The sequence below is a fragment of the Amycolatopsis sp. lyj-84 genome (genome assembly GCF_046549075.1).
Classification (GTDB): domain Bacteria; phylum Actinomycetota; class Actinomycetes; order Mycobacteriales; family Pseudonocardiaceae; genus Amycolatopsis.
Genome location: NZ_JAJPWO010000007.1, coordinates 1 through 12,885, shown reverse-complemented (window position 1 = coordinate 12,885; position 12,885 = coordinate 1). Strand labels below are relative to the sequence as shown.

The following is a 12,885-nucleotide window of genomic DNA, read 5'->3' as shown; positions in this document are numbered from 1 at the left end:
AGGTGACCAAATGGTCACATGTCAATGCGGTACTCCTCGCGCCGCCCGCACATGCCGTAACCGTCCTTTGTGGACGGATTCGCGACCCGGACGCCGGACTCCTCGAGATGGCTCGCGTCACCGTTCGCGAGTGCCTCCAGGTGCTCTCCGGTCCGCTCGGCGGCGGCCAGCGCACCGGCCCGCCAGCGCGGGATCCAAGCGGCGGCCTTCGGCGCGATCAACGCGGCGGCCGCGCGATGGAAGTCCCTCAACGGACCGGGATCTCCCGCGGCGAGGGCGTCGCGGATCGGCAGGTAACCCTCGATCGCTAGGTCGCGGCGCCGTCGTGCCGAGTCTTCGTCCGCGGGCATCGCGGCGGCCGCGGCGTACGCGTCCGGATCGGCGAGGATCGGCGGCGGGAAGGTGAGGACGGCGTCACCCGCTTCGGGCAGCCCGCTGTTCTGCATGAGCACGGTGATCCGCAGTCCGCCGCGCTGCACCATCCGATGGACCGTGCCGGGCGCGAACCACGCGACGACCCCGGCTTCAAGTTCGGTTTCGCGGTAGCCGTCGACGCTGAGCGTCTGCACCGCGCCGCGTCCGCCGGTGACGACGTAGGCCTCGGTGCAGGCGAGGTGCAGATGCGGGCCGCCACCGCACACCCCGTCCGAGGCCTCCCATTCGTAGGCCCGCAGATGGGAAAGACCGATACCGCCGGGAAGCGGGAACACGGGACCTCCTCGGAGATCGTGGGTTTCCGGCCGGTATCCGCTGAGTGACTACTTACGGGCGCGGACGTCGAAGAAGGCGACGACGGCGGAGACGACAGCGGCCACCATGCCGAGGTAACGGCCGAGGCCCGCCCCGATCTCGATACCCGCCGCGGAGAGGATCCCCCGCTGGTCGGCGTCGAACTGCCAGTCGAGGGTGACCCAGCCGAGCACCATCAGCAGCAGGGCGCCGAGGGCCACCATCAGCCACAGATGCGGCAGGCCCGCGCGGCGGACGGCTTCGACGCGGCCGAACAGCACGACGGCAAGACCGGGCAGGAACAGGAGGAAGACCGGCGCCCAGGCGAGGAAGCCGGAGCGCCACGCGTCACGCGTGACGTCGTTGGCGGGCAACGACGTCAGCACGTCCTCGATCTCCGGGCGCGACGCGGTCAGCGTCGTCCACGGGAGGAACAAGGTCACCAGCGCGAGCAGCCCGGCCGCGAGGCCGAGCCACTCACGCCAGGTGACCTTCTTGGAAACGAGTTCAGGCACCGACTCGCTCGACGATCAGTTCGCGCACGCGCTTGGCGTCGGCCTGGCCCTTGGTGGCCTTCATGACCGCGCCGACGATCGCCCCGGCCGCGGCCACCTTGCCGCCGCGGATCTTCTCGGCGATGTCCGGCTGCGCGGCCAGTGCCTCGTCGACGGCCGCGATCAGCGCCGAGTCGTCGGAGACGACCTTCAGGCCGCGCTTCTCGACGACCTCGGACGGCGAACCCTCGCCTGCCAGGACGCCCTGCACGACCTCCTTGGCCAGCTTGTTGGTCAGCTCACCGGCCTTGACCAGCCCGATGACCTCGGCCAGCTGCGACGGCGTGATCGCCAGCTCCGCCAGTTCGATCTCGCGGGAGTTGGCCTCCTGCGCCAGCGTGTTGACCCACCAGCTGCGGGCCTCGTCCGGCGTCGCGCCCGCCTCGACCGTCGCGGCGACCAGGTCGACCGCGCCGACGTTGAGCAGGTCGCGCAACGCCTCGTCGGTCAGGCTCCACTCGCGCTGGATGCGCTTGCGGCGCTCCGACGGCATCTCCGGCAGCGTCTTGCGGAGCTCCTCGACCCACTCGCGCGACGGCGCGATCGGGACCAGGTCGGGCTCCGGGAAGTACCGGTAGTCCTCGGCGGTCTCCTTGGTGCGGCCGGGCGACGTGGTGCCGTCGGCCTCCTGGAAGTGCCGCGTCTCCTGCTTGATCGAGCCGCCCTCGGCGAGGATCGCCGCCTGACGGGTCATCTCGTAGCGCACGGCGCGCTCGACGCTGCGCAGCGAGTTGACGTTCTTGGTCTCGGTGCGCGTGCCGAACTCGGTCGCGTCCTTGGCCATCAGCGAGACGTTCGCGTCGCAGCGCAGAGAACCCTGGTCCATGCGGACGTCGGAGACGTCCAGCGCGCTCAGCAGATCCCGCAGCGCGCTCACGTACGCCCGCGCGACCTCGGGGGCGCGCTCACCGGTGTGCTCGATCGTCTTGGTGACGATCTCGATCAGCGGCACGCCGGCGCGGTTGTAGTCGAGCAGCGAGTGCTCGGCGCCGTGGATGCGACCGGTGGCGCCGCCGACGTGCAGCGACTTGCCGGTGTCCTCTTCCATGTGCGCGCGCTCGATCTCCACGCGGACGACCTCGCCGTCGTCCAGCGTCACGTCGAGGTAGCCGTTGAAGGCGATCGGCTCGTCGTACTGCGACGTCTGGAAGTTCTTCGGCATGTCCGGGTAGAAGTAGTTCTTCCGGGCGAACCGGCACCATTCGGCGATCTCGCAGTTGAGCGCGAGGCCGATGCGGATCGCGCCTTCGATCGCCTTGGCGTTCACGACCGGCAGCGCGCCGGGCATGCCGAGACAGGTCGGGCAGACCTTGGTGTTCGGCTCGCCGCCGAACTCGTTGGCGCAGCCGCAGAACATCTTGGTGTTCGTGTTCAGCTCGACGTGCACCTCGAGGCCCAGCACCGGGTCGAACCGCTCGATGACGTCGGCGTAGTCCATCAGTTCCACTACGGCGGTCACTTCTTTCCTCCCAGTTCCGGAACCTGGTGCACCAGCGAACCGCCGTTGGCGGCGTCCCGCGCGACCTCGTAGGCGGCACCGACGCGGTACAGCCTGTCGTCGGCCATCGCGGGGGCCATGATCTGCAGGCCGACCGGCAGGCCGTCCTCGTGCGACAGTCCACTCGGGACGCTCATCGCCGCGTTGCCCGCGAGGTTCGACGGGATGGTGCAGAGGTCCGCGAGGTACATCGCCATCGGGTCGTCGACGCGCTCGCCGATCTTGAACGCGGTGGTCGGCGTGGTCGGCGAGACCAGCACGTCCACCTTTTCGTACGCGGCTTCGAAGTCGCGCGTGATGAGCGTGCGGACCTTCTGCGCCGAGCCGTAGTAGGCGTCGTAGTAGCCCGAAGACAGCGCGTACGTGCCGAGCATGATGCGGCGCTTGACCTCGGGGCCGAAGCCCTTCTCGCGGGTGAGCGACATGACCTCTTCGGCGCTGTGCGCGCCGTCGTCGGACACGCGCAGGCCGTAGCGCATGGCGTCGAACCGGGCGAGGTTCGACGAGCACTCGCTCGGCGCGATCAGGTAGTACGCGGGCAGCGCGTAGGTGAAGTTGGGGCACGAGACCTCGACGACCTCGGCACCGAGCGCGCGCAGCTGCTCGACGGCGGCCTCGAAGGACCGCAGGACGCCAGGCTGGTAGCCGTCGCCCGCGAATTCCTTGACCACGCCGACGCGGACGCCCTTGAGGTCACCGGTCAGGCCCTGGCGGGCCGCGGCGACCACCGGCGGGACCGGCGCGTCGATCGAGGTCGAGTCCATCGGGTCGTACCCGGCGATGACCTCGTGCAGCAGGGCGGCGTCGAGCACCGTCCGCGCGCAGGGACCGGCCTGGTCCAGCGACGACGAGAAGGCGACGAGACCGTAGCGGGAGACGCCGCCGTACGTCGGCTTCACGCCGACGGTGCCGGTGACCGCGCCGGGCTGGCGGATAGAGCCACCGGTGTCGGTGCCGATCGCGATCGCGGCCTCGAACGCCGCGATGGAGGCCGAGGAGCCACCGCCGGAGCCGCCCGGGATGCGGGCGTGGTCCCACGGGTTGTGCGTCGGGCCGAACGCGGAGTTCTCCGTGGAGGAGCCCATCGCGAACTCGTCCATGTTGGTCTTGCCGAGCACCACGACACCGGCCTCGCGCAGCTTGCGCGTCACGGTGGCGTCGTACGGCGGGATCCAGTTCTCCAGGGTCTTCGAACCGACCGTGGTGGGGATGCCCTTGGTGGTCAGCACGTCCTTGAGCGCCAGCGGCACCCCGGCGAGCGGCGACTTCGGCGCGTTGCCCGCGGCGACGTCGGCGTCGACCGCGCGGGCCGCGTCGAGCGCGCCCTCGGTGTCCACGTGCAGGAACGCGTGGATGTGGTCGTCGACCTCGGCGATCCGGTCCAGGTGGGCCTGGGCGACCTCGACCGCCGAGACCTCACGGGCCTGGATCTTGTCCGCCAGTTCGGCGGCGGTCAGCTTGATGAGTTCGGTCACTGCTCTTCTCCCAGAATCCGCGGCACCCGGAAACGACCCTCTTCGGCGGCCGGCGCGCCGGCCAGTGCCTGCTGCTGGGTCAGCCCCGGTCGGACCGTGTCCTCACGGAAAACGTTGGTCAGCGGCACGGCGTGCGACGTGGGCGGGACATCCTCGCCTGCGACCTCGCTCACCTTGGCCACCGAGTCCAGGATCTGGTCGAGCTGGCCTGCGAAGACGTCCAGCTCCTCTTCGGTGACGGCAAGCCTGGCCAGCTTGGCGAGGTGTGCGACCTCGTCGCGGGAAATGTTGGGCACGCGGGTGACTCCCGGGGTGTGCTGTGCGGGTTCAGTCGGAAGCTGCAAGTCTATGGTGGCGGCGTCGGCGAACTCGACTGGGTTATGCCGCGGCCGGGACTCCCACGTCGGGTAAGGAGTGCCTGGTTCGTTATCCCGCGCCCCGGACGTCGGGTCCCATTACCTCGTCCGGTCTGTCACAATCGGCGCCCGGCGTAGCGCGTTCCACGGCGAGGCTGGAACGCCTGAGGCGAGAGGGGCGCGTGTGTCGTTCCTGATCCGGGTCCAATTACCGGACACCCCGGGTACCCTCGGCGCGGTCGCCACCGCGCTCGGCACCGTCGGCGCCGACATCCTGAGCGTGGACGTGGTCGAACGCGGCGGCGGGATCGCCGTCGACGACCTCGTCGTCGAGATCCCCTCCGGCAGGCTTCCGGACGCGCTGATCACCGCCGCCGAAAGCGTCGACGGCGTCGAGGTCGACGCCGTCCGCCCGTACGCCGGGGTGCTGGACACCCATCGCGAACTCGAACTGGTCGAGGAGATCGCCGCGAAGCCCGCTTCGGGGCTGGAAATCCTCGCCGAAGGTGTGCCGCGGATCATCCGGGCGGGCTGGGCGGTCGTCGTCGAGCACTCGGAGTCCGGGGCCCTGCGGCTGGCGTCGTCCAGCGCCGCGCCCGAGACGCCGATCACCGACCTGCCGTGGCTGCCACTGGAACGCGCCACCATCCTCGACGCCGAGGAGGCGTGGGTCCCGGAGACGTGGAAGGAACTGGGCACCGAACTCGCGGCGACACCGCTGGGAAAGCCGGGGAAGGCGCTGCTGGTCGCGCGGCCCGGCGGGCCGAACTTCCGTGCCGCGGAGGTGGCGCGGCTGGCTCACTTCGCGGGGATCGTGGCCGTCGTCCTGGACAGCTGAGCGCCCCACCTGGCGTGCCATGAAAGTCACCTTCATTGCAAATTTTGCAATGAAGGTGACTTTCATGGCACAGGTGGACGGCTAGGTGAGCTCCAAGCGGTAGGCGACCAAGGTCACCCCGGGATGCGGCTCCCAGTCCCGCTCCGGCAGCCGCACGAAGCCGAGCCGCTCGTAGAGCCGGTGGGCCCGCGCCATCGTGACCAGGCTGCACAGCACCACGCGCTCCGCGTCCAGTTCCCGCGCCCGCGCGATGACGGCCTTGGTCAGCGCCTCGCCGACGCCGCGCCCGGTGGCCGTGGGCCGCACACCGAGCATCCGGAACTCCAGTTCGCCTTCGCGCGACAACTCGGCGAACGGTGTCCCCGGCCGCGCGATGGTGACCGTGCCGACCAGCGTTCCGTCGCCGTCCACGGCGACCAGGAGTTCGGCCTGCTCGGCCCGCTTGGCGGCATCGACGAGCTCGGCCGCGTAGCCCACGCCGTCGACGAGGCTCCGCTCGGCGGAGTACGCGGCCAGGGTGAGTTCCCCGACCGCGGTCAGTTCATCGGCGCGGGCAGGCCGGATCTCCAGATCACTCACCGCTGTCCTCCTCATCGGCGGACTCCTCGGCCGGCAACGCGAGTTCCGCGGCCGCCTCGGGGCCGCTCTCCAGCAGCACCGTGAAGCCGTTCTCGTCGAGCACCGGCACCTTCAGCTGCACGGCCTTGTCGTACTTCGTCCCCGGCGCGTCCCCGACGACGACGAACGCCGTCTTCTTCGACACCGAACCGGCGGCCTTCCCGCCGCGGGCCATGATGAATTCCTTGGCCTCGTCACGGGAGTAGTCGTTCAGCGAACCGGTGACGACGATCGACAGGCCTTCGAGGTTGCGCGGGATGGACTCGTCGCGCTCCTCCTCCATCCGCACGCCCGCCGCACGCCACTTTTCGACGATTTCGCGGTGCCAGTCGACCTCGAACCACTCTTTCGCGGCCTTCACGATGGTCGGGCCGACCCCGTCGACGCCGGCGAGCTCCTCTTCGGAGGCGTTCTCGATCCTTTCCAGCGAACCGAATTCCCGCGCGAGCGCCTGCGCCGCCGTCGGGCCGACGTGCCGGATCGAGAGCCCGACGATGACCTTCCACAGTGGACGGTCCTTGACGATCTCGAGGTTGTCCAGCAGTTTGCGCCCGTTGGCCGAAAGCTCCCCCGCCTTGGTACGGAACAGATCGACCTCGAGCAGCTTCTCCTCGTCCAGGTCGAAGATGTCGCCTTCGTCGTGCACGACACCGGCGTCCAGCAGCGCCACCGCGGCCTCGTACCCGACCACCTCGATGTCGAAGACGTTGCGGCTCGCCAGGTGGAACAGCCGCTCCCGCCGCTGCGCCGGGCAGAACCGCGCGTTCGGGCAACGGATGTCGATGTCGCCCTCCTTCTGGTACGCCAGTTCGGTGTCGCAGTTGGGGCAGCGCAACGGCATGACGAACTCGCGCTCCTCGCCGGTGCGCGCGTCCGCGACCGGGCCGAGCACCTCGGGGATGACGTCGCCCGCCTTGCGGATGACCACCTTGTCCCCGATCAGCACGCCCTTGCGTTTGACCTCTTCCTGGTTGTGCAGCGTCGCCATCGCCACCGTGGACCCGGCGATTTTCACCGGCTCCATCACCGCGAACGGGGTGACCCGCCCAGTGCGGCCGACGTTGACCTGGATGTCCAGCAGGGTGGTGATCGCCTCTTCCGGCGGGTACTTGTAGGCGATCGCCCAGCGCGGCGCGCGTGACGTCGTCCCGAGACGGCGCTGGAGCCCGACCTCGTCGACCTTGATGACGACGCCGTCGATCTCGTGCTCGGCGTCGTGGCGGTGCTCGCCCCAGAACCTGATGTGCTCCAGCAGTTCCTCGCCGGTGGCGAGCACCTTGCTGTGCGGCGAGACCGGCAGGCCCCACGCGGCCAGCGCGTCGTACGCCTCGGACTGGCGCTTCGGCTCGAAGCCTTCGCGTTTCCCGAGCCCGTGGCAGATCAGCCGCAGGTTGCGGGACTTCGTGATCTTCGGATCCTTCTGCCGCAAAGATCCGGCGGCGGTGTTGCGCGGGTTCGCGTACGGATCCTTGCCCGCCTCGACCATCTTCGCGTTGAGCGCCAGGAAGTCCTCGACGCGGAAGTACACCTCGCCGCGGATCTCGACCAGCGCGGGCACGGGGAACTCGTCGGTGCCCGTCAGGCGGTCCGGCACCTGCTCCAGCGTGCGGACGTTGAGCGTGACGTCCTCGCCGGTGCGGCCGTCGCCCCTGGTCAGCGCGCGGGTCAGGCGGCCGTTCTCGTACAGCAGGTTGATGGCGAGCCCGTCGATCTTGAGCTCGGCGAGATACTTCGTCGCGCCGATCTCCTTCTGGACCCGCTCGACCCAGGTCTCGAACTCTTCGCCGTCGAAGACGTTGTCCAGGCTGAGCATGCGCTCGAGGTGGTCGTGCGCGACGAACTCGGTCGAGAACGTGCCGCCGACGTTCTGCGTCGGCGACTCCGGCGTCACCAGCCCCGGATGCTCGTCCTCGATGGCCTGGAGTTCGTTGAGCAGCGTGTCGAACTGGCCGTCGGACACGATCGGTGAATCCAGCACGTAGTACCGGAACTGGTGCCCGCGGATCTCCTCCGCCAGTTCGGCGTGCCTTTCTCGGACCTCGGCGGGGACCTCGGTGATGTCCTGCACTGGCTCGGGGTTTTCCGGAAGTTCGCTGCTCACGGGGGTAAGCCTAGTCGGGGGTACCGACAATTCCGGACGCCCTCGGGTCGAGTCGGGCGACCACTTCACGGAGCTCCAGAAGGGTCAGCTGTCCCTCCTGCGCCTCGGTCACCAGCTCGACCTTGCCCAGCCTTTCGGCCGCGACGCGCTCACCCAGCGTGGCGTCCAGCGGCAGGAAGGTCATGGTCGTCCGGGTCTCCGGCCGGAGTTCTTCGATCAGCGGGTGGAACACGGTGACGTCCACCCGTCCGGCTGAATCGTCCACCTTCGCGGTCACCCGGACATCGGCGAGCGCGATGCGGGTCTCGCCGAGGTTGACGGTGACCTCGGTCGGATCGGGGACCGGCGGCACGGAGTCGTGGTACTCCCAGATCGCGTCCTCCGGCGGCGCGGCGGCCTTCCACGCGTCGGTGTACGGGCGTAGTTCCGGATCCTCCTGGCCGGTGAGCACCAGCGAGTAGATCGCCCGGTGCCCACGATCGAGGGAGAAGTGCAGCCGCGGGTGCAGCGCCTCGACGATGGTGCAGAGGTCGTGTTCCACGCGATGCGGCTCGCGATCGCCGAGCGCGGCGCTGACCTCCGGCAGGAGCGCGAACCACGCCTCCCAGAACGTCACCGCCGCGGCGGCCGCGTCCTCGGGGACCGGCTGCTCCGGCCACGCGGTGCGGGGGTCGGGAACGTCCTCGGGCTTACGGGAGCGGCGGAACAAACGCATGCGGGCACGCTACCGCGCCGGTCACCAGCCTTCAGGCGGTTCGGTGAAAGCCTTGCCCGCCTCCCGGCCGAGGGTGAGCGCGCGGCGCATCCACTCGGGAGTCGCGCCCGCGAGACCGCACGCCGGGGTCGGCACGACGCGTTCGGCGATGATCTCCCTGCGGAATCCGAGCCTGTCGACGAGTTTGAACACGGGCGTGACCACGTCACGCAGCACCAACGGTGCGCCGGGGTCGGTCGTGGGGACGAGCCCGAGCATCAGCGTCGTGCCGGAATCCAGCGTCTCGCCGATTTCATCGAGTTGCATGGGCGAAGCGCCCTTCAACAGGGTGAAATCGAAGGCGATCGCTTGCGCGCCCGCGGCGCGCAGCAACGAGATCGGCGGCTTCTCGGCGCAGCAGTGCACCACGACCGGCTGCCCGGTGATGCGCTCCGCCCCGGAGATCACCGTCGACAGCAGGTCGCGGGCTTCCGGCGCGGGCACGGCGGAAACGGTGCCGTAGCCGGACGCGGTCGGAAGATCGCCGGCGAGGACCGCGGGCAGCGACGGTTCGTCGAACTGGAGCACCACGGGCGCGCCGACGCGCGACTTCAGCTCCGCCACGTGTTCGGCGAGGCCGTCCAGCAAGGACGCGGTGAAATCGCGCAGCGCGCCCCGATCGGTGAGGATCCGGTGCCCGCGCTGGAGTTCGATGTTCGCGGCGAGCGTCCACGGCCCCGCGACCTGTGCCTTGAACACCGGCGGCGCGGCACCCGCCTTCTCCTTCGCCTCCTGGACGGCGTCGAGGTCCCAGTTCATCAGGTCGACCGCGCGGCGGTGGTCGTGCCCGGGGCGGGCGGCGACGCGATAACCGCTCGGCACCACCTCGACGGCGAGATCGACCAGCAGCGCGGCCGTCCGGCCGATCAGGTCGGCACCCACGCCGCGCGCGGGAAGTTCGGGCAGATAGGGGAATTCGGGCAGTTCGCCGAACACGATCGACGCGGCCTCGACCGGATCGGTGCCGGGCTGGGAACCGATCGCGGTCGCGGCGCCCGGAGGCCAAGGTCGTTCGTTCACACCCGGATTCTCCCCTTGGTCCCGCTCGGCGGGGAGGCGGGGCACACCGACGACACGGACATTCGCCGCAATTGCCGTCGGCGAGCCCGCAGAGGCGTCTCGCGCATTACGCTGACCTGCCATGACGAGCTCTCCACAGCCCGCCGGCTGGTATCCCGACCAGCAGAACCCCCGGGTGTACCGGTGGTGGGACGGACAGGCCTGGACGCCCAACACGCGGCCGTCCCACGACGCCGAGATGATCGAGCTGGACATCGAAGGCGCGCACGACCCGGACAAGATCCGGGCGCAGGTGGCGAAGGGGACCCAAGGCCGGGGCGGCGGGGCCGCCGGTGGCGGGACCCTGTTCTCCGAACCCGTGCTGGTGGTCAACCAGCGCGCGAAACTCATCGAGATGTCCAACGAGTTCGGGGTTTTCGACCAGAACGGCAACCGCCTCGGCGGCGTCGTGCAGGTCGGGCAGAGCACGTTGAAGAAGGCCATCCGGCTGCTGACGAATTACGACCAGTTCCTGACCCACCGCTTCGAAATCCGGGACGCGAACCACAGCACCGTGCTGAAGGTGACGCGACCGGCCAAGGTGTTCAAATCCCGCTTCCTGGTGACGAAGGCCGACGACTCCCCGATCGGGGAGATCGTGCAGGAGAACGTCTTCGGCAAGATCCGGCTGGGTTTCGTCATCGACGGCCAGCGGGTCGGCGGGATCTTCGCCGAGAACTGGCGGGCGTGGAACTTCGTGATCAAGGACCACGCCGACGTCGAGATCGCGCGGATCACCAAGACCTGGGGCGGTTTCGTGAAGGCCGCGTTCACCACCGCCGACAACTACGTCGTCGAGATCCACCGGCCGCTGCGGGATCCGCTGGCGTCGATGGTGGTCGCGTCGGCGCTGACCATCGACACCGCGCTGAAGCAGGACGACGGCCGCTGAGCGGGGCGTGACCGGGGTCTCACCCCACTCAAGTGGACACTCGCCTTCCGGCGGCTCAAGGTGGAAGGACTGGGGCGGCACGCTGGAGTGCGTCCGGGACGGAGGTCACCATGGAGCCGTTGCCCGAAGACGGCGAACGGGACTGGGCCGAACCAGGCGTCTACACGGTTTCGCCGGGGGTCCACCGGATCCCGTTGCCCCTGCCGTACGACGCGCTGCGCGCGGTCAACGTCTACGCCGTCACCGACGGCACGCGCCTGGTCCTCGTCGACTCGGGCTGGGCGCTGGAGTCGGCGCGTGAGCTGCTGTCGCGCGGATTGAAAGCGCTCGGTGCCGACCTCGGCGACATCGACGAATTCCTGATCACCCACGTGCATCGCGATCACTACACCCTCGCGGTGGAACTGCGCCGCGAGTTCGGCGGCAAGGTCGGGCTCGGGAAGCTGGAAGAGCCTTCGCTGGTGCGCTCCGGCGATCCGGACCGCTTCCCGATGGAGGCGCAGGTCGGCCTCCTTCAGCGCTGCGGCGCGGTCCCGGTGGTCGAGGAACTCGCCAAGGCCTTCGGCGGTGTCCGGCACACCGAAGCGCACTTGTGGGAACAGCCCGACGAGTGGCTCAGTCCCGGAAAACGCACGATCATGCCCGGCCGCGAGTTCGACATCGTGCACACGCCGGGCCACACTGCCGGGCACGTCGTCTTCGTCGACGACGAAGCGGGGCTGGTGTTCTCCGGCGATCACGTGCTGCCGCACATCACGCCGTCGATCGGGTTCCAGCCGGTGCCCGCCGAACTGCCGCTGAGGGACTACCTCGACTCCCTGCGCCTGGTGCGCGAGATGCCGGACCGGCGCATGCTGCCCGCGCACGGCCGCGTCACCGACAGCGTCCACGCCCGCGTGGACGAACTGCTGGAGCACCACCGCGACCGGCTCGAGGTCATGGGCGCCGAGATCACCCCGGACGTCACCACGGCGTACGAGGTCGCGTTGCGGCTGGGCTGGACACGCAAGCTGCGCAAGCTCCCGGAGATGGACCCGTTCAACCAGATGCTCGCCGTCCTCGAGACCGGTTCGCATCTGGATCTGCTGGTGGCACAAGGGAAACTCACCGCGGCCGAGACCGACGGAGTGCGACACTACGCCTCATGATCATCCGTCAAGCACGCCGCGAGGACGTCGCGGCGATCGTCGGGATGCTCGCCGACGACCAGATCGGCAGCACCCGGGATTCCACTGACGACCTGACGCCGTATCTCAAGGCCTTCGAGGAGATCGACGCCGATCCCACGCAACTGCTGATCGTCGCCGACGACGCCGGTGAGGCCGTCGGCACGCTCCAGCTGTCGATCATTCCGGGCCTGGCCAGGAAAGGCGCGCTGCGCGGGCAGATCGAGGCCGTCCGGGTGCGGGCGAGCCATCGCGGCTCCGGTCTCGGCGGCGAGCTGATGACGTGGGCCATCGACGAATCCCGGCGACGGGGCTGCGCCCTCGTCCAGCTGACGTCGGACGTGAAACGCGAGGACGCGCACCGGTTCTACGAACGCCTCGGGTTCGAGGCGAGCCACACCGGCTTCAAACTGAAGTTCTGACCGCCCGCGTTGCGGCACCTGGTTGCGGGGGCTCCGGCAGCGGCCCGAAGATGTTGCGAAAGCCACTTTCGCAACATTGAAGGTTGCGAAAGTGGCTTTCGCAACAGCCGCCCCGCGACCGGCACCGAAGAATGGCACGCGCACGCCACCTTTGCCTAACCCCGCGATTCGGCACCATCGTCGGTGTCGCGAAAGCCAGGCGGATTCATGTGGTGGTCGCAACGTGCTCTGTTAGGACAGTAGCGTGGTGAGTTTCTCGAGTGGGGTGTGCCAGTCGAGTGTTTTGCGGGGGCGGTTGTTGAGTCGTGCGGCGACCGCGGCGAGGTCTTCGGCGGTGTGCTGGTGCAGGTTGGTCCCTTTGGGGAAGTACTGGCGGAGCAGGCCGTTGGTGTTCTCGTTCGATCCGCGTTGCCATGGGGAATG

At 69.2% G+C, this 12,885-nt stretch carries 14 protein-coding genes; 4 read left to right on the top strand and 10 right to left on the bottom strand.

Annotation, left to right across the window (positions count from 1 at the left end):
* Positions 1–14: 14 nt before the first annotated feature.
* From ACLJRM_RS21625 to gatC, 5 genes are read right to left on the bottom strand one after another with little or no spacing between them, the layout of a single operon-like run.
* Positions 15–710, bottom strand: a complete 696-nt coding sequence (locus ACLJRM_RS21625) for a cupin domain-containing protein (protein WP_101609960.1) — start codon at positions 708–710, stop codon at positions 15–17.
* 48 nt (positions 711–758) lie between these two features.
* Positions 759–1,244 (bottom strand): hypothetical protein, encoded by a 486-nt coding sequence (locus tag ACLJRM_RS21620; protein ID WP_410603026.1) that lies wholly within the window; start codon positions 1,242–1,244, stop codon positions 759–761.
* Complete coding sequence (gene gatB / locus ACLJRM_RS21615; protein WP_101609964.1) at positions 1,237–2,742, bottom strand: Asp-tRNA(Asn)/Glu-tRNA(Gln) amidotransferase subunit GatB; 1,506 nt, start codon at positions 2,740–2,742, stop codon at positions 1,237–1,239. Before gatB ends, ACLJRM_RS21620 begins: the two co-directional genes overlap by 8 nt.
* Positions 2,739–4,256: an Asp-tRNA(Asn)/Glu-tRNA(Gln) amidotransferase subunit GatA gene (gatA, locus tag ACLJRM_RS21610; RefSeq protein WP_101609966.1), complete on the bottom strand. Its 1,518-nt coding sequence runs from the start codon at positions 4,254–4,256 to the stop codon at positions 2,739–2,741. The genes gatB and gatA overlap by 4 nt, the downstream gene beginning before the upstream one ends.
* Entirely contained in the window at positions 4,253–4,552 is a 300-nt protein-coding gene (gene gatC / locus ACLJRM_RS21605) for an Asp-tRNA(Asn)/Glu-tRNA(Gln) amidotransferase subunit GatC (RefSeq protein WP_101609968.1), read from the bottom strand. Before gatC ends, gatA begins: the two co-directional genes overlap by 4 nt.
* 244 nt (positions 4,553–4,796) lie before the next feature.
* Here gatC and ACLJRM_RS21600 point away from each other — a divergent pair, with 244 nt between their 5' ends.
* Positions 4,797–5,450 (top strand): ACT domain-containing protein, encoded by a 654-nt coding sequence (locus tag ACLJRM_RS21600; RefSeq protein ID WP_101609970.1) that lies wholly within the window; start codon positions 4,797–4,799, stop codon positions 5,448–5,450.
* Positions 5,451–5,531: 81 nt separating this feature from the next.
* Here the strand turns inward: ACLJRM_RS21600 and ACLJRM_RS21595 are convergent, their stop codons facing one another.
* Genes ACLJRM_RS21595 through ACLJRM_RS21580 form a run of 4 tightly spaced genes read right to left on the bottom strand, consistent with a single transcriptional unit; the run spans position 5,532 to position 9,943 of the window.
* A complete protein-coding gene (locus tag ACLJRM_RS21595; RefSeq protein ID WP_101609972.1) occupies positions 5,532–6,029 on the bottom strand; it encodes a GNAT family N-acetyltransferase in 498 nt (165 codons plus the stop codon).
* On the bottom strand, positions 6,022–8,169 hold the full coding sequence (gene ligA / locus ACLJRM_RS21590; protein WP_410664105.1) for an NAD-dependent DNA ligase LigA: 2,148 nt from the start codon (positions 8,167–8,169) through the stop codon (positions 6,022–6,024). The genes ACLJRM_RS21595 and ligA overlap by 8 nt, the downstream gene beginning before the upstream one ends.
* Before the next feature lie 10 nt (positions 8,170–8,179).
* Positions 8,180–8,884 carry a hypothetical protein gene (locus ACLJRM_RS21585; protein ID WP_101609974.1) on the bottom strand — a complete coding sequence of 235 codons (705 nt, stop codon included), beginning with the start codon at positions 8,882–8,884 and terminating at the stop codon, positions 8,180–8,182.
* A 21-nt stretch (positions 8,885–8,905) separates the two neighbouring features.
* Positions 8,906–9,943 (bottom strand): methionine synthase, encoded by a 1,038-nt coding sequence (locus tag ACLJRM_RS21580; protein ID WP_101609975.1) that lies wholly within the window; start codon positions 9,941–9,943, stop codon positions 8,906–8,908.
* 121 nt (positions 9,944–10,064) lie between these two features.
* On the opposite strand from ACLJRM_RS21580, the gene ACLJRM_RS21575 reads away from it, so the two are divergent.
* The 3 genes from ACLJRM_RS21575 to ACLJRM_RS21565 all read left to right on the top strand — a co-directional run bounded on the left by ACLJRM_RS21575 (position 10,065) and on the right by ACLJRM_RS21565 (position 12,462).
* Positions 10,065–10,874: a phospholipid scramblase-related protein gene (locus ACLJRM_RS21575; RefSeq protein ID WP_101609976.1), complete on the top strand. Its 810-nt coding sequence runs from the start codon at positions 10,065–10,067 to the stop codon at positions 10,872–10,874.
* A 110-nt stretch (positions 10,875–10,984) separates the two neighbouring features.
* Complete coding sequence (locus ACLJRM_RS21570; RefSeq protein ID WP_410664104.1) at positions 10,985–12,022, top strand: MBL fold metallo-hydrolase; 1,038 nt, start codon at positions 10,985–10,987, stop codon at positions 12,020–12,022.
* The gene (locus tag ACLJRM_RS21565) at positions 12,019–12,462 is read left to right on the top strand and encodes a GNAT family N-acetyltransferase (protein WP_101609978.1); all 444 of its coding nucleotides are present in this window, start codon (positions 12,019–12,021) and stop codon (positions 12,460–12,462) included. Before ACLJRM_RS21570 ends, ACLJRM_RS21565 begins: the two co-directional genes overlap by 4 nt.
* A gap of 231 nt (positions 12,463–12,693) precedes the next feature.
* On the opposite strand, the gene ACLJRM_RS21560 is transcribed toward ACLJRM_RS21565, so the two are convergent.
* Positions 12,694–12,885: transposase (locus tag ACLJRM_RS21560; RefSeq protein WP_410664103.1), on the bottom strand; the 192-nt coding region annotated here is incomplete at its 5' end.

Coding starts and splice junctions, on each gene's coding strand:
- ACLJRM_RS21565 (WP_101609978.1), top strand. CDS start 12,019: ATGATCATCCGTCAAGCACGCCGCGAGGACGTCGCGGCGATCGTCGGG.
- ACLJRM_RS21585 (WP_101609974.1), bottom strand. CDS start 8,884: ATGCGTTTGTTCCGCCGCTCCCGTAAGCCCGAGGACGTTCCCGACCCC.
- ACLJRM_RS21570 (WP_410664104.1), top strand. CDS start 10,985: ATGGAGCCGTTGCCCGAAGACGGCGAACGGGACTGGGCCGAACCAGGC.
- ACLJRM_RS21575 (WP_101609976.1), top strand. CDS start 10,065: ATGACGAGCTCTCCACAGCCCGCCGGCTGGTATCCCGACCAGCAGAAC.